The organism is Endozoicomonas gorgoniicola (genome assembly GCF_025562715.2).
Taxonomy (GTDB): Bacteria; Pseudomonadota; Gammaproteobacteria; order Pseudomonadales; family Endozoicomonadaceae; genus Endozoicomonas_A; species Endozoicomonas_A gorgoniicola.
This window is the reverse complement of the sequence record NZ_JAPFCC010000001.1, coordinates 5,417,356-5,437,768: the sequence shown is the minus strand read 5'-3', so window position 1 is coordinate 5,437,768 and position 20,413 is coordinate 5,417,356. Positions and strand designations below refer to the sequence as shown.

The following is a 20,413-nucleotide window of genomic DNA, read 5'->3' as shown; positions in this document are numbered from 1 at the left end:
TTGGAGAAAGTTCCTGATGCACCTTTAGACTTACGTATTATTCCCTGCAATACTCTGCTGACTACACCAAAAAGAGCCAGTTCAATGATCGACAAGTCCATCCCATTAACCGATATCCACCGCCATCTCGACGGCAATATCCGCCCGGAAACCATTCTGGCGCTGGGTCAGCAACATAACCTTGAATTACCTGCTGATACGCTGGAAACGCTGATTCCCCATGTTCGGGTACTGAGTAATGAGCCTGACCTGGTCAGCTTCCTGACCAAGCTGGACTGGGGCATAAAGGTTCTGGCGGATTATGACGCCTGCCGCCGTGTCGCCTATGAAAACGTTGAAGATGCCCTGAATGCACAAATCGACTACGCAGAACTGCGTTTCAGTCCCTGGTACATGGCAATGACCCACAACCTGAACCCGGAAGGCGTGGTAGAAGCCGTTATCGACGGCGTCACCGCCGGTAGTCGGGATTTTGGAGTAAAGACCAACCTGATTGGCATTATGAGCCGAACCTTTGGTCAGGAAGCCTGTCAGAAAGAGCTGGATGCCTGTCTGGCGTTTAAAGATAAACTGGTGGCTATTGACCTGGCAGGTGACGAGCTGGGCAAGCCCGGCGAGCTGTTTGTCGATCATTTCAGACAGGTTCGGGATTCAGGCCTGAATGTGACGGTTCATGCCGGTGAAGCCGCAGGGCCGGAAAGCATGTGGCAGGCGATTAACGAGCTGGGTGCTACCCGCATTGGTCATGGCGTTAAAGCCATTTCTGATCCGAAATTGATGGACTATCTGGCAAAACACAACATCGGTATTGAGTCCTGCCTGACCTCCAATGTTCAGACCAGTACTTTTCCTGATATTGCTTCCCATCCCCTGAAGGCATTTCTGGATCACGGCATTCTTGCCACCATCAATACCGACGACCCTGCCGTTGAAGGCATTGAGCTGCCTTACGAGTACGAAGTGGCTGCACCGGCAGCCGGTTTGACCGGGGCTGATATTCGCAAAGCCCAGGAGAACGGTCTGGCCATTGCCTGGCTCTCTGAAGAAGAAAAAAGTCAGTTGAAAGCCAGCTGCTGATCCCTCACAGCAGGCCATCAGATGCCTGCTGTCTTCTGATCTGGAAATACCTCAATTCTGTGCCAACCTGATAGCTCCATAATCAACAGTTATAAAAGTCACTGTCATGATAAAGTTTCAACGTTTTCTTTTAACAGCATCACTCTGTTTGTCATTGCCTGCTGTTTCTGTTGCCGACGTATTTTCCTGCCCATCCACCGCCAAAATTGTAATGACCAAAGACAGCAGCCGACCTGAAGACAGGCAGTGGGAAGCCAGGCTGGAAGATCTGCCAGAAGGAATGCCAACACTTTTTAAGGGAGCCAGATTTACGTCAGCTGGAGGGGTCGGCATACCAGCCGGAAGGGACGGCACAGTTGATATCCACGACTCGTACATGCCTTTTGAAATTGACTTTTCCGGGGAAAGGGACGGCATAGCTGATATCCAGAACTCGGACATGCCTGTTGAACTTCACTTTTCCGAGGCAAGTTACATCAATCGTTCAACCTTTCGTTCAACCTTTGAATATAAATGCTGGTATGGATCCAAACGTCACAAATACCTTAGGGTCGCTTTAAATCTCAGTGAAAACCACCTGCCAGACTCGAACAACATGCCCTTACTGTTAGAGCCATACGGTACGTCCTGGATAACATCTGACAAGGAGGGACAAATCAAGAGGTGTACAGAATCCGCAGAAAAATGCTCTTTTCACCTCCCACGGGTTGGCGTGAGATCAAAGACCGAGGTTCCTGATCTCCCAATAGAGAACTATAAGCGCCTTGTATTTAGAGTGATTTTTTTTCTTAAAACAGACAACCAAAGCAGCCTTGAAAAAAGACTGAGCCTGAACGCATTAAATTCAACTGAACATCAGTTTTTGGGGGCGCTCGAAGGAGAAGCCATCAAAGGCACCAAAGTAACTCTGGTTGATCAGGATTTATTTGTCGATATCAACGAACACGCAAAAGCCAGAGAGGGACAGGAAGACAAAGAGTCATGTAATACCGACGCTAAATCGATGGTTAAGTGTTCCTGTTCTTCTGAAAACCTGATCTCAACGTTTAATTCGGGCGGGCATGTTATGCTCGATTTATTCGCAGCGTACGATGATAAAGGTGCCGCTACCAAAGCCAACTGCAGCCTGTTCTATGTTCCTGCGTTAACCGGGAAACATGAGCCTCATGACCATCACCATGATGAACACTGACTGGAATTTCTTTATTAATTTTCCGGATAGTTGAAAACCCGGTTCTATACTGGTTGAGCTTTGATCAAGAGGTTCAACCAATGTCCGAAAAGAACATCTACCCGGTTCCTGACCACTTTCAGCAAGCCTGGATGACAGACGAAAAGTACCAGTCCCTGTATCGGTATTCGCTGGAAAAGCCGGAAGAGTTCTGGAGTTGCAAGGCTGAACACTATATCAACTGGTTTCGTCCCTGGAACAGCGTTTACGAAGGTGACTTCAGCAAAGGCGAGGTATCCTGGTTCAGAGGTGGTCAACTTAATGTCAGCGTGAACTGCATAGACCGTCACCTTGAAAAGCGAGCTGACCAGACCGCCATCCTCTGGGAAGGTGATACTCAGGACGAACAGAAAAGCTACACCTACCAGCAGTTGCACGATGAAGTCTGTAAACTGGCTAATGCCCTGAAACAGCTAGGGGTTAACCGGGGAGACAGAGTCTGTATTTACATGCCCATGATCCCTGAAGCCGCTTTTGCCATGCTCGCCTGCGCCCGGATCGGGGCTGTTCATGCGGTGGTATTTGGAGGCTTTTCCCCAAACTCACTACAGGACCGGATACTGGACTGTGACTGCCAGATGGTTATTACTGCCGATGAGGGCATACGCGGCGGCAGGGTCATTCCCCTGAAAGCCAATGTCGATGAAGCTCTGCAATGCTGCCCTGACGTTCACAGCGTTCTGGTAGTGAAGTACAGCGGCAGCGACATAAACTGGGTCGAAGGGCGGGATCACTGGTATCAAAGCCTGACAGCCACCCAACCAGCAGATTGCGAACCGGAAATAATGGACGCCGAAGACCCGCTGTTTATCCTTTATACTTCCGGTTCTACCGGCAAGCCAAAAGGTGTTCAGCACACAACAGCGGGCTACATACTCTACACCACCGTCACCTTTCACTATGTCTTTGACTACCGGGAAGGAGAAGTTTACTGGTGTGCTGCTGACGTTGGCTGGATTACCGGCCATTCCTATATGGTTTACGGGCCACTCTCCAATGGTGCCACAACTCTTATGTACGCCGGGCTGCCTTTCTGGCCCGACGCTTCACGAATCTGGGATATTGTTGACCGGCATCAGGTGAATATCGCTTACACCGCCCCGACAGCTATCCGGGCGCTGATGGCAAAAGGCAATGCCTATGTAGACAAATCTTCCCGTTCCAGCCTGCGCCTGCTGGGAACCGTGGGAGAGCCCATCAACCCGGAAGCCTGGCAGTGGTATTACAAAGTGGTGGGCAATAGTCGCTGCCCGGTTGTCGATACCTGGTGGCAGACCGAAACCGGTGGCATCATGATCACCCCCCTGCCCGGAGCGAATGCTCTCAAACCGGGTTCAGCCACTCGCCCGTTCCTGGGCATTCGTCCCGACCTGCTGGACGATGACGGCAACAAAATTGTGGGTCCCGGAGAAGGCAACCTGGTGATATCCGGTTCCTGGCCCAGCCAGATTCGTACCCTCTATGGTGATCACCAGCGCATGCTGGACACTTACTTCAACCGTTTTCCCGGCTACTACTGCACTGGCGATGGCGCCCGCAGGGATGAAGATGGTTATTACTGGATTACCGGCAGGGTTGATGATGTACTGAGTGTTTCCGGGCATCGCCTTGGCACCGCCGAAGTTGAAAACGCCCTGGTGTTACATCAGGCCGTTGCCGAAGCGGCAGTCGTTAGCATTCCTGATCCCGTTAAAGGCGAAGCTATCTACGCCTTTGTGACACCTATGGATGACGCAGAACCGTCTACCGAGCTGGAAAGCGAACTGATAAAGCTCACTGCGTCTGAAATCGGCCCAATAGCCAAACCGAAACGTATACAGTGGACAAAGGCTCTACCCAAAACTCGCTCTGGTAAAATCATGCGGCGTATTTTACGGAAGATAGCCCGGGGAGATACGGATAATCTGGGTGATACCACAACACTGGCAGATCCTTCTGTGATCAATCACCTGATAGAGCATTCTGCTTACTGTCAGAAACCCTGAGAAAACAGCAAAGGTAAACACCATGAATATTCTGATCACCGGCGGCAGTGGCGGCATTGGGCTAGCGATGGTAAAGAGCATACTGAAAGCAATGCCCGACGCAACCGTTCATGCCACCTGGCGATCTCAGGAACCTACGCTCCAGCATCACAACCTCAACTGGCACACACTGGACTTAACTTCTGAGACACAGATACAAAGCCTGTCAAACCAGCTTCCAAAACTGGACTGGCTTATTAATGCTGCCGGTATGCTGCACAACCCTGAACACCAGCCGGAAAAAACCATTCAAAGCATAGAGCCTGAGTTTTTTCTTGAGAGTTTGAAAATTAACACACTCCCGAGTCTGCTGCTGGCCAGATATTTTCAGTCGGCCCTGAAACAGTCTGAAAGCAGCTGCTTTGCCGTTATCTCGGGCAGGGTTGGCAGTATCACTGACAACCAGCTGGGGGGCTGGATCAGCTATCGCAGCTCCAAAGCTGCCCTGAATATGGCCCTGAAAACACTCAGTATTGAATGGAAAAGAAAGGTTCCGAAATGCACGATTCTCTCGCTGCATCCCGGTACAACAGATACCTGCCTGTCAAAACCCTTCCAGAGAAATGTGCCTCCGGAAAAATTGTTTACTCCAGAGAAAGCGGCCAGCCAGCTGTTAAACGTTATTCTAAAATCGACGCCTGACTGTACCGGAAAGTTTTTAGCCTACGATGGAACTGAGTTACCCTGGTAAAAGGGTGGCTCTTTTTTTCTGCTTTGGGTTATCAACTTCTTGATGTTGTGCAGACAAAGTTGAAGAATGCGCCTCAGGTGCATCCAATTTACGCTTCAAGGCAGTCATACTGTCCATTAAGTCCTCATAGCTACTATTCGTCGAACAACCGGTAACAGAAGCAATACTATTTTTAAGTTTTTGAAGCCGATCATTAGAAGTACTAAGTTCAGATTTAATCTTTTCTGTTTCATTAGCTTCCTCTATAGAAGCAAGAATTTTCTCCTCCAAAGGCTTGATAAGACGTTGCTGTTCAGCATACTCATTTTTTATTTTGTCATTTAACTCTTGTATTTTATCGCTTAACTCTTGATTCATTTTATTTTTTTCTTCAAGTTCTTCTTCTAGTTTCTGAATCCTCTTTTTTCCTTCTGAAGTTTCACTTTTGGAAAGTTCAAGCTGACATTTTATGCTTGAATTTTCATCTTGCAGTTTCTTATTAATATTTCTTATTTCTTTAGTTTCACCTTGAAGCATTTCATATTTAGCATTTAATTTTTTATTTTCTTTAATAGCTTTTTCAAATTCATCTGTATGCTTTACAAGTTCTTCTATCACATCTTTAGCGTTAGCCTGAGATTTCTCCAGTACACAATTTTTTTCTTTAAGTTTTTCTTCGAGGTCTTGAATAATGGCTCTAGCTTCAGGCGATTCTTTAAAAGCCTGTAAAAAATCATTCTCACTTTTTAAAATTTCATTCCGTTCTTCTAACTCTTGAATTTTACTCCTCGCTAATTCCAGATAACTTTCTAAATCTTCTTTATAACCTTTCAGTTCCAAAATTTCACTTTTTGATCGCTCCACTTCATTAGTAGAGGACGATGACGCTAAACCAAGACTCCCGGCAGGAAATTGCGGTATGCAAACAGCGGAAAGTGGAAATTGTGAAACGGTTCTTTGCTGCCAAACAGGCTGCCAAGACGAACCTCGTTGCCACGGAGGCTGCTGATGAGGCGCATTATACAATGAAACAGTTGCTGTACCTGTTGTAGCAGTTCCAGCTGTAGTGGTCTGTATACCTGGCACTCTAAACACCGAGTCTGTTGTTACAGGAGGTATCATATTTTAGTCCCTTAAATAAACTCAACAGGTTAGCCAGCTGTCTCTTTCTTCTGAAGTAAACCCGTTAATTCAGGAGTAACATCAGATGGACTCTGACCAGATAAAAGCAACAAAGTGTCGACAGCTTCTCGCTCGGTTTCATTGGTTGTTACTGATTGTGAAACCGTTGCACAAAGTTTCTGACGTTTAGCGTAACCATGATTAACATTGACAGTGGAAACCCTGTCTTTCAAAGATTGCCGATTACGCCTAAGGGTCTCTTCAGCATCTTCTGGCAAATGTCGTAAGTTCTTCAACTCTTTTTCTTTTTTGAGATTTTCAGCATAAAGGTTTCTCTCTGAATTCTTGACTACTTGATATTCCGCAGACAAAGAGGAAAATTTCACCTCCAATGAATGCAGTTCTTCCTTTAAGGCAGAAACTTTTTTTATTAAATCTTCAAAACTAATAGCCTCCTGATACCTGGCAGGACACCCGATAGCAGAGGCAATGTACGTTTTAAATTTTGCTATGCTTTCTAATTTTTCTTCAAGTAACTTTTTTTGGTCTCTAAGTTCTTGTTGCAGATTTTTTATATCGACTTTTGCTGTAATCTCTTTTTTCTTGGACTCTTCTAACTGACACTTTGCCCTTTCATTTTCCTTTTTTAGTTTCGCATTTTCCTTTTGTCTTGCGGCAACTTCACTGTTGAGCAGTTTATTCTTATTTGTTAAATTTTTAACTTGATCTTCTAGTAGACTATTTTTATGCCATAAGGATGCAGTCTCTTCATAAAATAAATGCGCAGTTTTATTCTGGATTTGACCAATCTTTTCCGTGAGCCGGCTCTGGTCACCAGCAGGTAATTTCTGGAGTGAAGAATCAGTTGCAAGGGCCTTGAATGAGCGTTTCAAAACTGGCGGACACTGCAAAGGCAGAGGACATTCCTGCCCTTGAAGCAGGTTAGGCCCTGAATGTAATGCAACGCTGCCATAATGGCTTGCTGTTGGTACTGCCACAGCAGTTGCGGCTGTTGTGGTCTGCACATCTGAGCCTGTAAAGCCGAACCCCGTCACTGTTGTAGAAGGTATCATATTCTTAGTCCCTTAAATAAATTCAATACTTAAGAGACATGACTATGTGTAATTAGTTCCAGAGAAATGTGCCTCCGGAAAAACTGTTTACTCAAGAGAAAGTGGCCAGCCAGTTGTTAAACGTTATTCTAAAATCGACGCCTGACTGTACCGGAATGTTTTTAGCCTACGGTGGAACTGAGTTACCCTGGTAAAAGGGTGGCTCTTTTTTTCTTCTTTGGGTTATTAACTTCTTGATGCTGTGCAGACAAAGTTGAAGAATGCGCCTCAGGTGCATCCAATTTACGCTTCAAGGCAGCCATACTGTCCATTAAGTCCTCATAGCTACTATTCGTCGAACAACCGGTAACAGAAGCAATACTATTTTTAAGTTTTTGAAGCCGATCATTAGAAGCACTAAGTTCAGATTTAATCTTTTCTGTTTCATTAGCTTCCTCTATAGAAGCAAGAATTTTCTCCTCCAAAGGCTTGATAAGACGTTGCTGTTCAGCATACTCATTTTTTATTTTGTCATTTAACTCTTGTATTTTATCGCTTAACTCTTGATTCATTTTATTTTTTTCTTCAAGTTCTTCTTCTAGTTTCTGAATCTTTTTTTTTCCTTCTGAAACTTCTATTTCGGACAGCTCAAGCTGACGTTTCATGCTTGAATTTTCATTCTTTTCTATATCATCAAAATCTTTAATAGCTTGTTCTAATTCATCTATCGCTTCTTTAGAGTTTTCCTGAGATTCCTCCAGTATATAATTTTTTTCTTCAAGTTTTTCTATGAGATCCTGGGTGACAGTTACAGACGAATCATAAAGTAACCAAACAGAATCATTCTCATTTTTTAAACTTGCATTCCATTCTTCTAACTTCTGAATTTTATTTTTTGCTACTTCTAAGTTATTTTTTAAATCTTTTTTATACTCTTCCAGTTGCACAACTTTAGATTTTGATCGCTCCACTTCATTAGTAGAGGACGATGACGCTAAACCAGGACTCCCGGCAGGAAATTGCGGTATGCAAACAGCGGAAGGTGGAAGTTGTGAAACGGTTCTTTGCTGCCAAACAGGCTGCCAAGACGAACCTTGTTGCCACGGAGGCTGCTGATGAGGCGCATTATACAATGAAACAGTTGCTGTACCTGTTGTAGCAGCTCCAGCTGTAGTGGTCTGTATACCTGGCACTCTAAACACCGAGTCTGTTGTTACAGGAGGTATCATATTTTAGTCCCTTAAATAAACTCAACAGGTTAGCCAGCTGTCTCTTTCTTCTGAAGTAAACCCCTTAATTCAGGAGTAGCATCAGATGAACTCTGACCAGATAAAAGCAACAAAGTGTCGACAGCTTCTCGCTCGGTTTCATTGGTTGTTACTGATTGTGGAATCTTTGTACAAGGTTCCTGACGTTTAGTGCAACCATGATCAACATTGACAGCGGAAACCCTGTCTTTCAAAGATTGCTGATTACGCCTAAGGGGCTCTTCAGCATCTTTTAGCAAATGCCGTAAATTCTTCAGCTCTTCTTCTTTTTTGAGATTTTCAGCATGAAGGTTTCTCTCTGAATCCTTGACTACTTGATATTCCGCAGACAAAGACGAAAATTTCACCTCCGATGAATGCAGTTCTTTCTTTAAGGCAGAAACTTTTTTTATTAAATCTTCAAAACTAATAGCCTCCTGATACCTGTTAGCAGAGGCAGCAGGACACCCGATAGCAGAGGCAATGTACGTTTTAAATTTTGCTATGCTTTCAAATTTTTCTTCAAAGGACTTTTTTTGGTCTCTAAGTTCTTGTTGCAGCTTTTGTATATCGACTTTTGCTGTAATCTCTTTTTTCTTGGACTCTTCTAACTGACGCTTTGCCCTTTCATTTTCATTTTTTAGTTTCACATTTTCCTTTTGTCTTGCTGCGACTTCACCGTTGAGCAATTTATTCTTATTTGTTAATTTTTGAACTTGCTCTTCTTTTAGCAAATGCCGTAAATTCTTCAGCTCTTCTTCTTTTTTGAGATTTTCAGCATAAAGTTTTCTCTCTGAATCCCTGATTACTTGATATTCCGCAGACAAAGAGGAAAATTCCACCTCCGATGAATACAGTTTTTTCTCTAAGGCAGAATATTTCGCCAACAAAGAGGAAAATTCCTCCTCCGATGAATACAGTTTTTTCCCTAAGACAGAAACTTGTTCTACTAAGTCTACTGGGTTAATAGCCTCCGGACATCCGATATCAGAGGCAATGTCCGTTTTGAATTTTTGAAACTTTTCTTCAGAAGCAAGAAGTTTAGATTTTAAGTCATCTGTTTCATTGATTAGCTGTTCATGCAAATTAACGTTCTTCTGCAAAGATTCGATTAACTTTTTTTGTTTGGCATGTTCATTTTCCGTCATTATTTTTAACTCATTACTTAATGACTGAATGACACCACTTCTTTTTTTATATGTTTCATCCAGCTTTCTTATCTTGGCTTTTGCTTTAGCCTCTTCACTTTGAGACAGTTTAAGCTGACGTTTCGTACTTGCATTTTGTTTTTTTAGTTGCTGAATACTGCTTTCTGCTTCCGAAGCTTTGCTTTCTGAAGTATTGAGTTCAATATTTTTACGTTCAAGTGTACTATTGAGGTTTTGAAGCTCCTCCGCCACGTCTCTAGCATTCTCTTGAGATACCGTCAATTTGCGGCTTGTGTCTTCAAGTGTCTTTTCGAGGCTTTGAATCGTGCCAGCATCTTTAGTAGATTCATGAAATAAGCGTCCTAACTCATTTTTTAATTTATCAAGTTCATTCTTCAGACTTTCTATTTCTTTTTTAGACGTCAATATATTGCTAATAATGGCATCTTTCTGATCTTGTAAACCAGCTTCGTTGTGAACTGCAATATTGGCCTGCCTGCAGATTTCACGAATAGCTTCCTGTAAGGAATGTACAGAGCTGATACTCGGTATTATCAGGTCTGGATTAAGAGTTCTGGGCCAGGCAGTAAAATTCAGTGTAGGCAGATCCGGATTAAGTTTTCCTAAAGGTACTTTATTTGTTGCTATTATACCCATATTACTGGCTTCTCTATGCATACTCTGGATTAGCTTAATAGCATCACTGCATGCATCCAGATTTTGTTGGGCTTCCTGAATCATTTTCATGACCCGCTCCCGGTCATCCAAAGCTAAATTCTTGAGTGAGGCATCACTTGCAAGGTTTCCCAAAGAAGCAAACAATAAGGGTGACGAAACTGACCGCTGCTGCAAAGACTGCTCAGAAAAAGACTGCCCAGAAAAAGACTCTATCCGGAGAAGCTGAGGAGGCATATCATGTTGTGTAACACTGCCCGAGTGGCTTGCTGTAGAGCTTGCTGTAGAGCCTGTTGTGGTCTGCACACCTGAACCTGTAAAGCCGAACCCCGTCACTGTTGTAGAAGGTATCATATTCTTAGTCCCTTAAATAAATTCAATACTTAAGAGACATAAGGGTGTGTAGTTAGTTCCAGAGAAATGTGCCTCCGGAAAAACTTTTTACTCCAGAGAATGCGGCCAGCGAGTTGTTAAACGTTATTATGAAATCGACGCCTGACTGTACCGGAATGTTTTTAGCTTACGATGGCACCGAATGACCCTGTAAGTTTTCAATATTGGGATTTTAAGCAGAAATTTTACTAGTCAATTCCCTATTTCCCATTTTCTTTCTTCGGATCTTTTTTCAGTTCGACTATTAATTTTTGAAGAGATCTGACTTCACTTTTTAAATAATTTACTTTACCTATCTCTTCATCCAAGTCATTTTGAGATTGTTCATAATCACTTTTTAATTTTTTATTTTTTGTCTCCAGCTCCTGATTAATATTTTTTACTTCTACAACTTCACTTTGGGATCGTTCATACTTGAGATTTAATTCTTTTTCCTGATCTTGCAGTTCCAGAATAGTACTTTCTGCTGCAACGGCTCTAGCTTGAGACAATTCATAATTACGTTTTAAATCTACATTCTGCCTTTTCAGTTCCTGAATTTCCTTTTCTGCTACCTCAACCTTTCCTTGGGACAATTTGAGCTCATCAACAGCTTCTTTAAAATTATCCGTAAATTTTTGAAGCTGACCTATTGCTTTTTCAGTGTTCTTTTTAGAATCATTATAAGAAGTAGTTGTGTCTTCAAGCTTTTCTTTCAGCTTCTGAAGTTCGCTGGCGTCTTTAATTAATTGGTTATAAGTCTTCTCATAACGACTATTTAACTGACTAACTTTACCATTTAGTTCTTCTACTTTAGCTCTGGAAGTCACTATTTCTTGGAAGATAGCTCTTATCTGGTCATAAATACCTCCATTACCCTTAACTGTGATACTTGCCTGTTTACAAACTTGATCAACAGCTTCCTGTAAACACTGGAGGCGTGTGGAGAGTGATGACTCTAAACCAGGACTCCCTGCAGGGAGCTGCTGCATGTAAGAAGCGGAAAGTTGAATGCTTGAAACGGGCCTCTGCTGCAAGAAATGCTGTCTGGACTGCCTTGGTTGCAACCGAGGCTGAAGAGGCAGCCCACCATATACTGCAACAGTTGCTGCTGCTGTACATGGTGCAGCAGGTCTGCCTGTAGTCTGCACACCTGATGCTGGAAAGCCTGAGTCCGTTGAGGTTACAGGAAGCATATTTTAGTCCCTTAAATGAATTCAATATTTAAGAGACATGGACAGGCGTAATTTAGTTCCAGTAAAAGTGGATTTTACCCCCCGGAACGTTTTGCGTCATAACCTTCCTTTTTCAGAACATCCACCATAACGTCCACATGATCACCTTGCAGCTCAATATTGCCCTCTTTCACCGAACCGCCACCGCCCGCCCGTTTTTTCAGTTTTTTGGCAAAGGCTTTCAGGTCATTGCCTGCCAGGGGTAAACCGCTGATAACGGTCACTGTTTTGCCACCACGCCCTTTCTTTTCCGGACGCACACGAACGTTACCATCGCCGACCGCTTCCGGCTCCGGCTTATCGTCCTTTACACGACCAACGTCGGTTGAATAAACCAGTCTGCTGTTACTCATACTCAAATCCCTAAGGTTTCAGCCAACCTTTTTCTACCGCCAGGTCAATCTGGCTTAACGCATATTCCCAAAGTTCAGGTGCCAGTGTTTCCAGGTACTGGTTACGCCTCAATACCTGCGCGCGGCTGATGGAATGTTTTGCCCAGCTGCCGCCATTGTTGTCCATATTCAGCAGCAGCGGCTGCATACAGTCTATCCCTTTGGCAAAACGGGCATCGTCGGTTTCCAGCGCTTCAAACTCCTGCCATAGCTCCATAATGTAGTCACGCTGACAGTCTGGCAGCAGTCCAAACAGACGTTCAGCCGCCTTGATTTCTTTATCTTCCTGACCAGCCACCTGCTCAGCATCAAAAACAAACGCATCACCCGCATCAATTTCGACGATATCGTGAATCAGCAACATGGTGACAACACGGTGAATATCCACCGGTTTATGAGCATAATCCATCAGCAGTGTTGCCATCATGGCAATGTGCCAGCTGTGTTCAGCACTGTTTTCCTGCCGACTGTTTTCCGATTTCACCATGGTCTGGCGATAAACCGACTTGAGCTTATCCAGCTCTTTAATAAACTCGATTTGCTGCTTCAGATTGTCAGCAGACATAAGGCACCTCCTCCGCTCAGCCCTGTTCCAGCAAACGACGCAGGTCGATGATTGCAGCATTGGCACGGGAAATATAATTAGCCATAACCAGCGAGTGGTTAGCCAGAATTCCAAAACCACTGCCATTCAGAATGACCGGACTCCAGACCCAATCCTGAGTGGCTTCCAGCTCACGAATAATCTGGCGCAGGCTGACGGTAGCATTTTTCTTTTCCAGTACGTCGGCAAAATCGATTTCCACGGCCTTCAGCAGATGAATCAACGCATAGGCAGTGCCACGGCTTTCAAAGAAAATATCATCAATTTTATGCCACGGAGTTTTCACATCCACCACATCGTCCATAACCGTTGACTGCTGGGCGGCAGCATCGCCCGCCAGATCCGTATTCAGTCGGGGCTTGCCAACGCTGGCACTTAAACGCTGGGAAAGACTGCCCAGACGGGTTTCAACATCAGACAGCCAGCGGGTCAGGTTATCAGCCCTGGCGTAAAACTGTGCCGGGTCTTCCTTGCTGGGCAAGCGGTTCATGTAGTTTTCGAGCTTGTCGATGCCTCGCTGGTACTCTTTTTCACTGGACGGCAGAATCCAGCTATTAGAATCAAAATTGAACTGCGGTTCAGCAATGGCAAGATCAGGGTCTTCACGGGACTGAGACTGGGAGCGGCTCATATCCTTGCGCAGAGCCCTGGCCATGTCGCGTACCTGTATCAGTACACCCAATTCCCAGTTCGGCATATTATCGAGAAACACACCGGGCGGCATAATGTCATTGCGGATATAGCCACCACGCTTGGTCAGCAGTGTGTCTGCCAGACGATACAAGGTCGCGGTTGTGGTGTAACCGGTCACCACCTGCTCACCACTGGCCTGAGCAAGCAGTTCTGCGTTTTCACGAACAGAAAATGGTTTGGGAGGAATACTCCAGTAAATACCCAGTGCAGAATAAAATACGACAATGACAGCCAGAATACCTGCTGCTCCCTTGCCGCTGATTTTTTTCTTTATTCCATTCAGTGAGTTAGCGAAGGTGCCTGAAAAACTGCAACTACGTAACTTATCTGTTATTTTCAGCATTGTTATAGAAATGCGCTCTTTGATCTCATCCAGAGCCATAATGTCCTCACCACCTATCCAGCCGTAGGGCGCATTATCCTCTATTCACGCAAAGAGGGCGAGTGTTTCAAAGCCTCCGGGGGCGTCCAAGATAATATCCCTGTCCACCCTGAACACCCAGTTCGTGTAATTTCTGCCAATCTTCTTTCTGCTCGACACCCTGTGCCAACAATGTAATGTCGCGACTTTTGGCCAGCATAGCCAGCGTTCGAATATAGAACTGATTCCCCTGGTTGTTGCTGATCCCCCGCACAAAGCTGCCATCTATCTTGATATAGTCCAGCTCCAGCTCGTGCAGGCTGGTCATGGATCGGCTGACAATTCCAAAATGATCGATGGAAAAGCGACAGCCGGTTTGCACCAGCCGTTTAACAAGCACCGGCATTTCGCTACCCGCCATCACCACAGTTCGCTCAGGCACTTCCAGAATCAGTCTTGCTGTCACGTCAGGCAGTGCTTTTAATGTATCCAGCAACCATCTGAAAAAAGCTTCATCCAGTAACGAACGGGGTGAAAGGTTCACACAGTAGCGGGTATTGCTGTCGTCTTTTTGCATATGCAGCATCAGCGTCTCAAACACAACTTTGTCAAAGTCAACATGGAGGTCAAACCGTTCCACTATGGGCAAAAAAGCTTCAGCCGAAGCCAGCTCTCCTAACAACCGCAATCGGGCAAACACCTCCCTGAAAACAGGTTGCTGGTTTATGTCGTAGGCCGTCTGGTAAAATAGCTCCACCTGCTGCCCTTTCAGGACCTGCTGTAGCGACTCCTGCCAATTACCTTCACTCCAGTGGTTGTAGGACTGATAACTACTATCATCTATCTGTTTAACTTCCCAGCTGCTTCCTGACTGATGCTGGAGACTGCGAAGCAACTGGTCTGCCTGTTTTATCATTTCATCTGCACTGCTTCTGCCTAAACGGGTGACCATGGCAATATGCAAACGGTCATGCCCCTCTTCACTGAGAAAGAAAGGCAGTGAAGCCATTGCCCTGAAGCAGGCTTTAGTGATCCGGCGGCTCTGCGCCAGATCACAGGCAGGAACAAACACACAAAACACTGTACCACTGCGACGACCAACCGTTGCTTCCGGCCAGGGTTCAACCGTTTTGCTGATCCGACGGGCAATATCAACCAGCAGCAGGTCGGCTGCGTTCCGTCCGTTCTTCTTATTAAAACCATCCAGCCCAGACACCTGAACCATTAACAAACCACCACCAAACTCTCCACGCTCCTCATCCTGCAGAACATTGGCAATACGGTCATCAAAAGCCTGGCGGTTCAGAATGCCGGTCAGGGCATCTTTGACAGAACGCTTGCGCAACTCCTCCGTCAGCACCATTTTTTCAGCAAACTGCTCTTCCAGTTTGCCAGCCATTCGATTCATCGCTTCAACGACAAGCCGCAGGTCCCTGGTTTTCGGTAACACCTCCTGCTGAACAAAGGATCGATGACAAATAGCATCCGCCTGCTGTTCAAGTTTTTTCAACGGGCGAAGCACTATGCGCAGAAGAATGTTCAAACCCAGAATAGCCAGCAGCAACCCGGAACCAAACAGAAATACGCCGTACAGGGTTTTATTCCACAGGCTTCGATAGGCGTAACCGGGATGGCTTGCTATATAGATAACCCCGGCAGGAAGCCAGCCCCGGTTGACCTCAGACGCAACCAGAGGGGCGTTAAGGTCAACAAGGTTAACAAACCACTGGGGTACATCCTCCAGTTGCAGTTCATGCTGACTGCTCACAATAAGGTTTCCGTTCTGATCGATAAACCGAATCAGCCGGTAGTAGCCCCGGTCAAAAACAGCATCCACCAGGGAGTCAATAGCGGCGGTGTTATCCGGCTCGGTCGTTGCAATGGCAACCCCAAGAGACGTCGCCGTATCCTGGGCATGGGATTCAAGCTGATCCTGGAAATAGCTGCGAGCGTCAATGATGTTCATGACAAAACTGCCCGAAAACAGCAGGAATAGCAGCACTGTCAGATATAACGCCAGTTCCCTGAGTAAAGTCATGGTTTTTTTCCTGTTGCTGGTCCAGGCTGCCTGGTCTCAACCTTTTCTTTTTCGCTCAGCTCATCGCCGAACCGCTCTCTCAACTCCATCCACAGGCTGATCCGGTCAGCCTTTCCTACCCTTACACCTTTACCTCTCTGGCGGGCAACCCACAGACCATCACCATTAAAGTTATACACTGGCTTAAGGTCTTTGCGCTCACTGGCAGGCAGGATTTTGCCTTCCAGATTATCCAGAATCAGAGGCTCTTTCCCCGATTGTGGGTAATACGTCAGCACCATGTGCGACTGATTGATTCTTAACGCTTTGACATAAGTAATTCGCAACCGCTCATCTGCGACTCCCAGCTCCCGCAGGGTAAAGTATTTGGCAATGGAAAAGTCCTCACAGTCGCCACCACCAATGGCAAGAAACTCAACCGGAGTCGCCCAGAAATCATCTTTTCCCCAGTTTTTCAGGTCGGTGACAAACTCCAGCCGGTTAAAGAAGATATTTACCTTTTCCAGCTTTTCCCTCTCTGGCAGCTTACGGCTGTTATCCAGCAGGTCCTGCCAGGCGTGCATACGCCTGACCGCCATTTCGCCATAATGTTTCTGAACACTATCCAGCAGTTTTTTGCTCAGATAAAACTCACTGGCAAGCGCCAGTGAAAGTGTACAGACCATAAGAAAATTGAATATAAAACGAGCTAGCATGATGAGCCGAGAATATCGCCAGTGTCCCACCTTAAGTTATGCTTTCGGCCAATCAATCAATTTTTATAAAGTTACGTCAAATCAGAGGGTTGGCGTTGAGGCATTTATATGCTTATAATTCACAACCGCTGTGGGCCCATAGCTCAGTTGGTTAGAGCAGTCGACTCATAATCGATTGGTCGCAGGTTCAAGTCCTGCTGGGCCCACCATAGTTTTCAAAGCCTGTAGTGTTAGTAAGCACTACAGGCTTTTTTGTATCTGCTAACTTGCGCCCACCTTTGCACCCTTTTGGTGACGCACTGTATCAGCCAGTAAAAAATGTCTTTTACTGCAATATCAATATTTATCGGCCTGATGATTTAGCCTTACCAATAGGTTGATGAAAATTTAGTTTCCACGCCCTGTTGAGCCACTACGGCCTTGACCTCTCAGTAAGAGAAATAATATTCACGATTGACGCTTAAGCCATGTTCTGACCAGAAGGAAGTGGAATAGCAAGCTTGCTCTGGCTCGCTGAATTTTCCCTTGGCGTATCACTATTTTCTCTGGGGGCTGCGTCGTAATATTCTGGTTGCAATCACTTGATTGCTCCCATTCATTGATAAGGAGGTACATCATGAGTGGCCCAGAAACAGATGATATGAGTAAAGAAGAACTCGATCTTTGGTCTGATATCAATAATCCGAATAACGATGCAGACATGGATGACTGGGCAGACGCCCACAACCCTAATAATGATTCCTATTTGGAAGACGATGAAGACGAAGACTGAAAACCTCTTCAGACATAAACCAGGAATCAGGAGATACAATTATGGCTAAACAACGCTCTCAAAGAACACAGTCTCAGAATGACCACAGGAATAATCAGGGCAATGCCAATGCCGGTACGCCCGGACAAAATAAGGCTCATGCCCATGTTCAGGGCAACAGAGGTAAACAATTGAACCCTAATCAGCAGAAATAGCTCTCTGACATACAGCGGTCATCCTCCTTTGATGACTGCTGTTTTATGACGTTTGAAATGTTCATTGTATGAAGAAAATGCCTGTAAGAGCTTGGAGGCAGACATTTTAGTGCGATCTACTTCTGACTTGAATAGTTCGAGCAGTCCATCCATAAAGCTTGCAGCAAGGTATAGGTTATCATAATAAAGAGAAATGTAGTCCCCCTTTGTTTCGACTAAACGCTGTAGAAAACCAAATACGGATTCATGCTTTGGGTGTTGTTCTACATTGACCCATCCCATCAGCTTCCGCAGCCGGCTTTCAATGTCAGATTCTCCTTCCATTTCCATGTGCTCAGCCATAGCTCGCCAGGATGAAAAGCCCAGATGATTACGAACCATACGAAAAAACAAAGTGATGGGTGATATTTCTTCATCCCCTTCAAGCTTGGGCAGAATGAAAAGCAGTCGGCTTTGGAAGTGGTTTTTCTTAGGGATTTGATCAAGGTTATCCTCAAACCACTCGACTTCAGCATGAGCCAGAATATCCATTTGGAGGCTTATGCAGGCGTGTAGATGACTTTGTATCAAGTCTGGCTGTTTACTGAGGTGGGAAGCAAGTTGCTCTGGGTCTTGCTCTATAGCTTCGGTAAGTAAGGATTCTGAAACTGGCAAACCGTATCGAGTGAAAAATGGTTCGGTGTAGACCGTTTTAAAAAACTCCCTGAGATTTTGCCTTTGCCTCTTGGCTTTGTGGTAGTAATCCGACTCTTCATCCAGCAGGCGTTCGATATATTCCAGTGTTTTTGGGTATACCCGACCCGCCGCCCCCACTTTGAATGAATGGATTAATGCATTCCATTCAAGCTCACCAGTCCGGCTGGCAGTTAAAGACTCAATATCACTAAAATACTGTTTCAAGAAGCCGGGTTGCCCTGGATGGTGCGTCCAGCGTTCAAGCTTGGTCTTGACTGAATTCGACGGTTCCTTCGTTACAGGAGGAACCAGATACTTCCTAAGGGTTTTCTCGCTAATGCCTATTTTTATGCCCGTTTCTTTTTCCAAAAGCCGGAACATACCTGTACCTTTGGGACCACCCCAAAGTTCTATAAAAGTGGAGACGGGCAGAAAAAAGAAAAGCGGAAATACGAGTATTGAATTATCCGGGGTACATGAATGTGTCATTTTCAGTTTTCGACCTTAATCGGTTTTCAGAGTTCTTCTGTCTTCTATCGTCGCCTTCAGACGCAGCCACTCGGTAGGCTCTTTTAGGTTCAGTGCTTAATCTTTAGATAGGGTTTGAAATATTCATCAATAACTGAAAACTGAGCCGCAAGCCACTTCTTTATTTCTGCTTGTTCGGTTACATTTTTGGTTCTTACATCACCAACTGGCTCCCCTTCCAACATAGAATGAAGCGTTTGTAAGTCTATGGCTTTATTATAGATTTGCTCATCTAAATATAAGGCAATTTCCTTAGATAGAAGCCATTTAGCCTCTCTGGTTCCTATCATAAATTTTCGAATTTCATCATCAGATGCTTTTCCTGAAGTCATAACAGAGCTGATAAAAGCTGTAGTCGAGTGATATATGCTTAATCGTTTTTCAAAGAGGTCAAGTTTTAATTTATTTTGAGCTGTTCTCCACTGTCTAAATGCAATAAATGCCGCAATACATGCGACAAGAGGCACGAGAAATGCCGAGATATAGCTTGTCCAGTGTGGATCGCAGGTCATAAATAACCTCTGTCGTATAGATTTGGCCCTTATGATACCTTTTTGAAACGAAATCTCTAGCCGTTGGAAGAACCTGACAAAATGGACATGGTAGTACCATTGATGGCTGTGCTTTGCTCAAAGTTTACTGCCTCTGCCTGCCGGTGCATCGGCTTTCAGCCATGACAGTTTCTCTTTCAAAGAAAATATGCACTTTGCCCTGAGTTCACAGACTCGATGTACCCAAGAATACCTTCCTTTTTACGCTGGCTATCGGACTCACGGTAAGCCTTCAGGAACTGACTCAACCGTTCTTCGCTCAGGGTAAGGGAAGAGAAAGAAAGCTTGATGTTGAATGCTGTAATTTGCTCTGCGGGTCCTTCTTCTTTGTCTGCGTTCAGGGGGAAACGTGACCTTTTCGCTGCTGCTTTTACCTCTGTCAGCGCATCCTGCGCTTCTTCTGCCGACTGAGTTGAGATAATGATGTCATCCACATAAACGCTGACCTTTGTCTGCGTCTTTTTACTCAGGGCGTGGAGGGTTTTACCCAATTTACTGTGTCGGAGGCAAATTGATGCCAATACAGGTGACTGCACAAACCCAAATGGAAGCACAAAAGCAGATGAGTCTGGAGTTTGACCCGGAACCGTGGAAACCTTGGCTATTTCTCTGGCGTTTTTGTAACCAAGCCGGACTTTTAATGAGCGGGTAATCCTGCTTCGGTTAATGGATGAAAAAAATTGCCTGAGGTCGAGATGAAGAAAGTACTTGCCTGAAGTATGGGACTTCATGGCCTGGACATGCCCACCCTCTCTGAGGTGGTAGTAATAATCTGGATTTGCCCAACGGCTCTCCAGAAGCCTTTTGATCTTTCTGCCAGAGCGTCTGGACTCTTCCGATGGAACGAAAATCCAGGTGCCGGGCTTGAGTTCAAATTTATCTATCCACTTAGGGTCGGGCAATTTGCCATCCGGTTCTGTCAGAGTAGTTAAAAGCCATGCTCAGAAGCTCAAACAACGCTATAGCGAAGTGAACCAGGCTAGTACCCAGTATGACCACGCTAGTAGTGAGTTCTATTTGCTCCCGAGCCAGGCGACAATCAGATTTTTTCATGATC

At 45.2% G+C, this 20,413-nt stretch carries 20 protein-coding genes and 1 tRNA gene; 7 read left to right on the top strand and 14 right to left on the bottom strand.

The window, feature by feature from the left end; genetic code table 11:
• The 4 genes from add to NX722_RS24410 all read left to right on the top strand — a co-directional run bounded on the left by add (position 1) and on the right by NX722_RS24410 (position 5,023).
• Positions 1–1,077 (top strand): adenosine deaminase, encoded by a 1,077-nt coding sequence (add, locus tag NX722_RS24425; protein WP_262565471.1) that lies wholly within the window; start codon positions 1–3, stop codon positions 1,075–1,077.
• Positions 1,078–1,225: 148 nt separating this feature from the next.
• The gene (locus tag NX722_RS24420; RefSeq protein ID WP_262565470.1) at positions 1,226–2,269 is read left to right on the top strand and encodes a hypothetical protein; all 1,044 of its coding nucleotides are present in this window, start codon (positions 1,226–1,228) and stop codon (positions 2,267–2,269) included.
• Positions 2,270–2,349: 80 nt separating this feature from the next.
• On the top strand, positions 2,350–4,293 hold the full coding sequence (acs, locus tag NX722_RS24415; RefSeq protein WP_262565469.1) for an acetate--CoA ligase: 1,944 nt from the start codon (positions 2,350–2,352) through the stop codon (positions 4,291–4,293).
• A 22-nt stretch (positions 4,294–4,315) separates the two neighbouring features.
• Positions 4,316–5,023, top strand: a complete 708-nt coding sequence (locus tag NX722_RS24410; protein ID WP_262565468.1) for an SDR family oxidoreductase — start codon at positions 4,316–4,318, stop codon at positions 5,021–5,023.
• Here the strand turns inward: NX722_RS24410 and NX722_RS24405 are convergent.
• The 10 genes from NX722_RS24405 to NX722_RS24360 all read right to left on the bottom strand — a co-directional run bounded on the left by NX722_RS24405 (position 5,012) and on the right by NX722_RS24360 (position 16,606).
• Complete coding sequence (locus tag NX722_RS24405) at positions 5,012–6,124, bottom strand: hypothetical protein (RefSeq protein ID WP_262565467.1); 1,113 nt, start codon at positions 6,122–6,124, stop codon at positions 5,012–5,014. The two genes, NX722_RS24410 and NX722_RS24405, sit on opposite strands and share 12 nt — an antisense overlap.
• A gap of 29 nt (positions 6,125–6,153) precedes the next feature.
• Complete coding sequence (locus NX722_RS24400; RefSeq protein WP_262565466.1) at positions 6,154–7,197, bottom strand: coiled-coil domain-containing protein; 1,044 nt, start codon at positions 7,195–7,197, stop codon at positions 6,154–6,156.
• A 182-nt stretch (positions 7,198–7,379) separates the two neighbouring features.
• Positions 7,380–8,405 carry a hypothetical protein gene (locus NX722_RS24395; RefSeq protein WP_262565465.1) on the bottom strand — a complete coding sequence of 342 codons (1,026 nt, stop codon included), beginning with the start codon at positions 8,403–8,405 and terminating at the stop codon, positions 7,380–7,382.
• 29 nt (positions 8,406–8,434) lie between these two features.
• On the bottom strand, positions 8,435–10,600 hold the full coding sequence (locus NX722_RS24390) for a hypothetical protein (RefSeq protein ID WP_262565463.1): 2,166 nt from the start codon (positions 10,598–10,600) through the stop codon (positions 8,435–8,437).
• A gap of 239 nt (positions 10,601–10,839) precedes the next feature.
• Positions 10,840–11,814, bottom strand: coding sequence for a coiled-coil domain-containing protein (locus tag NX722_RS24385; RefSeq protein WP_262565462.1), 975 nt, complete (start codon positions 11,812–11,814; stop codon positions 10,840–10,842).
• A gap of 74 nt (positions 11,815–11,888) precedes the next feature.
• On the bottom strand, positions 11,889–12,206 hold the full coding sequence (locus tag NX722_RS24380) for an SUI1 family translation initiation factor (RefSeq protein ID WP_262565461.1): 318 nt from the start codon (positions 12,204–12,206) through the stop codon (positions 11,889–11,891).
• Positions 12,207–12,216: 10 nt separating this feature from the next.
• Positions 12,217–12,810, bottom strand: coding sequence for an HD domain-containing protein (locus tag NX722_RS24375; RefSeq protein WP_262565460.1), 594 nt, complete (start codon positions 12,808–12,810; stop codon positions 12,217–12,219).
• 16 nt (positions 12,811–12,826) lie between these two features.
• Positions 12,827–13,924, bottom strand: a complete 1,098-nt coding sequence (locus NX722_RS24370) for a DUF2333 family protein (protein ID WP_262565459.1) — start codon at positions 13,922–13,924, stop codon at positions 12,827–12,829.
• Positions 13,925–13,991: 67 nt separating this feature from the next.
• Positions 13,992–15,941 (bottom strand): bifunctional diguanylate cyclase/phosphodiesterase, encoded by a 1,950-nt coding sequence (locus NX722_RS24365; RefSeq protein ID WP_262565458.1) that lies wholly within the window; start codon positions 15,939–15,941, stop codon positions 13,992–13,994.
• A complete protein-coding gene (locus tag NX722_RS24360) occupies positions 15,938–16,606 on the bottom strand; it encodes a transglutaminase-like cysteine peptidase (RefSeq protein WP_262565457.1) in 669 nt (222 codons plus the stop codon). Before NX722_RS24360 ends, NX722_RS24365 begins: the two co-directional genes overlap by 4 nt.
• A gap of 162 nt (positions 16,607–16,768) precedes the next feature.
• On the opposite strand from NX722_RS24360, the gene NX722_RS24355 reads away from it, so the two are divergent.
• The 3 genes from NX722_RS24355 to NX722_RS24345 all read left to right on the top strand — a co-directional run bounded on the left by NX722_RS24355 (position 16,769) and on the right by NX722_RS24345 (position 17,602).
• A tRNA-Ile gene (locus NX722_RS24355) sits at positions 16,769–16,845 on the top strand.
• Between the two features lie 407 nt (positions 16,846–17,252).
• Positions 17,253–17,408: a hypothetical protein gene (locus NX722_RS24350; RefSeq protein ID WP_262565456.1), complete on the top strand. Its 156-nt coding sequence runs from the start codon at positions 17,253–17,255 to the stop codon at positions 17,406–17,408.
• A 41-nt stretch (positions 17,409–17,449) separates the two neighbouring features.
• Positions 17,450–17,602, top strand: coding sequence for a hypothetical protein (locus NX722_RS24345; RefSeq protein ID WP_262565455.1), 153 nt, complete (start codon positions 17,450–17,452; stop codon positions 17,600–17,602).
• 18 nt (positions 17,603–17,620) lie between these two features.
• On the opposite strand, the gene NX722_RS24340 is transcribed toward NX722_RS24345, so the two are convergent.
• The 4 genes from NX722_RS24340 to NX722_RS24325 form a co-directional block, all read right to left on the bottom strand.
• Complete coding sequence (locus NX722_RS24340) at positions 17,621–18,766, bottom strand: hypothetical protein (protein WP_262565454.1); 1,146 nt, start codon at positions 18,764–18,766, stop codon at positions 17,621–17,623.
• Between the two features lie 89 nt (positions 18,767–18,855).
• A complete protein-coding gene (locus NX722_RS24335) occupies positions 18,856–19,317 on the bottom strand; it encodes a hypothetical protein (protein WP_262565453.1) in 462 nt (153 codons plus the stop codon).
• 176 nt (positions 19,318–19,493) lie between these two features.
• The gene (locus NX722_RS24330; RefSeq protein ID WP_262565452.1) at positions 19,494–20,258 is read right to left on the bottom strand and encodes a reverse transcriptase domain-containing protein; all 765 of its coding nucleotides are present in this window, start codon (positions 20,256–20,258) and stop codon (positions 19,494–19,496) included.
• On the bottom strand, positions 20,245–20,409 hold the full coding sequence (locus NX722_RS24325; RefSeq protein ID WP_262565451.1) for a hypothetical protein: 165 nt from the start codon (positions 20,407–20,409) through the stop codon (positions 20,245–20,247). The genes NX722_RS24330 and NX722_RS24325 overlap by 14 nt, the downstream gene beginning before the upstream one ends.
• Positions 20,410–20,413: the final 4 nt, after the last annotated feature.

Excerpts from the sequence above, each read along its gene's own strand:
- acs (WP_262565469.1), top strand. The coding sequence starts at position 2,350 with ATGTCCGAAAAGAACATCTACCCGGTTCCTGACCACTTTCAGCAAGCC.
- NX722_RS24410 (WP_262565468.1), top strand. The coding sequence starts at position 4,316 with ATGAATATTCTGATCACCGGCGGCAGTGGCGGCATTGGGCTAGCGATG.
- NX722_RS24405 (WP_262565467.1), bottom strand. The coding sequence starts at position 6,124 with ATGATACCTCCTGTAACAACAGACTCGGTGTTTAGAGTGCCAGGTATA.
- NX722_RS24400 (WP_262565466.1), bottom strand. The coding sequence starts at position 7,197 with ATGATACCTTCTACAACAGTGACGGGGTTCGGCTTTACAGGCTCAGAT.
- NX722_RS24395 (WP_262565465.1), bottom strand. The coding sequence starts at position 8,405 with ATGATACCTCCTGTAACAACAGACTCGGTGTTTAGAGTGCCAGGTATA.
- NX722_RS24390 (WP_262565463.1), bottom strand. The coding sequence starts at position 10,600 with ATGATACCTTCTACAACAGTGACGGGGTTCGGCTTTACAGGTTCAGGT.
- NX722_RS24385 (WP_262565462.1), bottom strand. The coding sequence starts at position 11,814 with ATGCTTCCTGTAACCTCAACGGACTCAGGCTTTCCAGCATCAGGTGTG.
- NX722_RS24380 (WP_262565461.1), bottom strand. The coding sequence starts at position 12,206 with ATGAGTAACAGCAGACTGGTTTATTCAACCGACGTTGGTCGTGTAAAG.
- NX722_RS24375 (WP_262565460.1), bottom strand. The coding sequence starts at position 12,810 with ATGTCTGCTGACAATCTGAAGCAGCAAATCGAGTTTATTAAAGAGCTG.
- NX722_RS24370 (WP_262565459.1), bottom strand. The coding sequence starts at position 13,924 with ATGGCTCTGGATGAGATCAAAGAGCGCATTTCTATAACAATGCTGAAA.
- NX722_RS24365 (WP_262565458.1), bottom strand. The coding sequence starts at position 15,941 with ATGACTTTACTCAGGGAACTGGCGTTATATCTGACAGTGCTGCTATTC.
- NX722_RS24360 (WP_262565457.1), bottom strand. The coding sequence starts at position 16,606 with ATGGTCTGTACACTTTCACTGGCGCTTGCCAGTGAGTTTTATCTGAGC.
- NX722_RS24350 (WP_262565456.1), top strand. The coding sequence starts at position 17,253 with ATGAGTGGCCCAGAAACAGATGATATGAGTAAAGAAGAACTCGATCTT.
- NX722_RS24345 (WP_262565455.1), top strand. The coding sequence starts at position 17,450 with ATGGCTAAACAACGCTCTCAAAGAACACAGTCTCAGAATGACCACAGG.
- NX722_RS24340 (WP_262565454.1), bottom strand. The coding sequence starts at position 18,766 with ATGACACATTCATGTACCCCGGATAATTCAATACTCGTATTTCCGCTT.
- NX722_RS24335 (WP_262565453.1), bottom strand. The coding sequence starts at position 19,317 with ATGACCTGCGATCCACACTGGACAAGCTATATCTCGGCATTTCTCGTG.
- NX722_RS24325 (WP_262565451.1), bottom strand. The coding sequence starts at position 20,409 with ATGAAAAAATCTGATTGTCGCCTGGCTCGGGAGCAAATAGAACTCACT.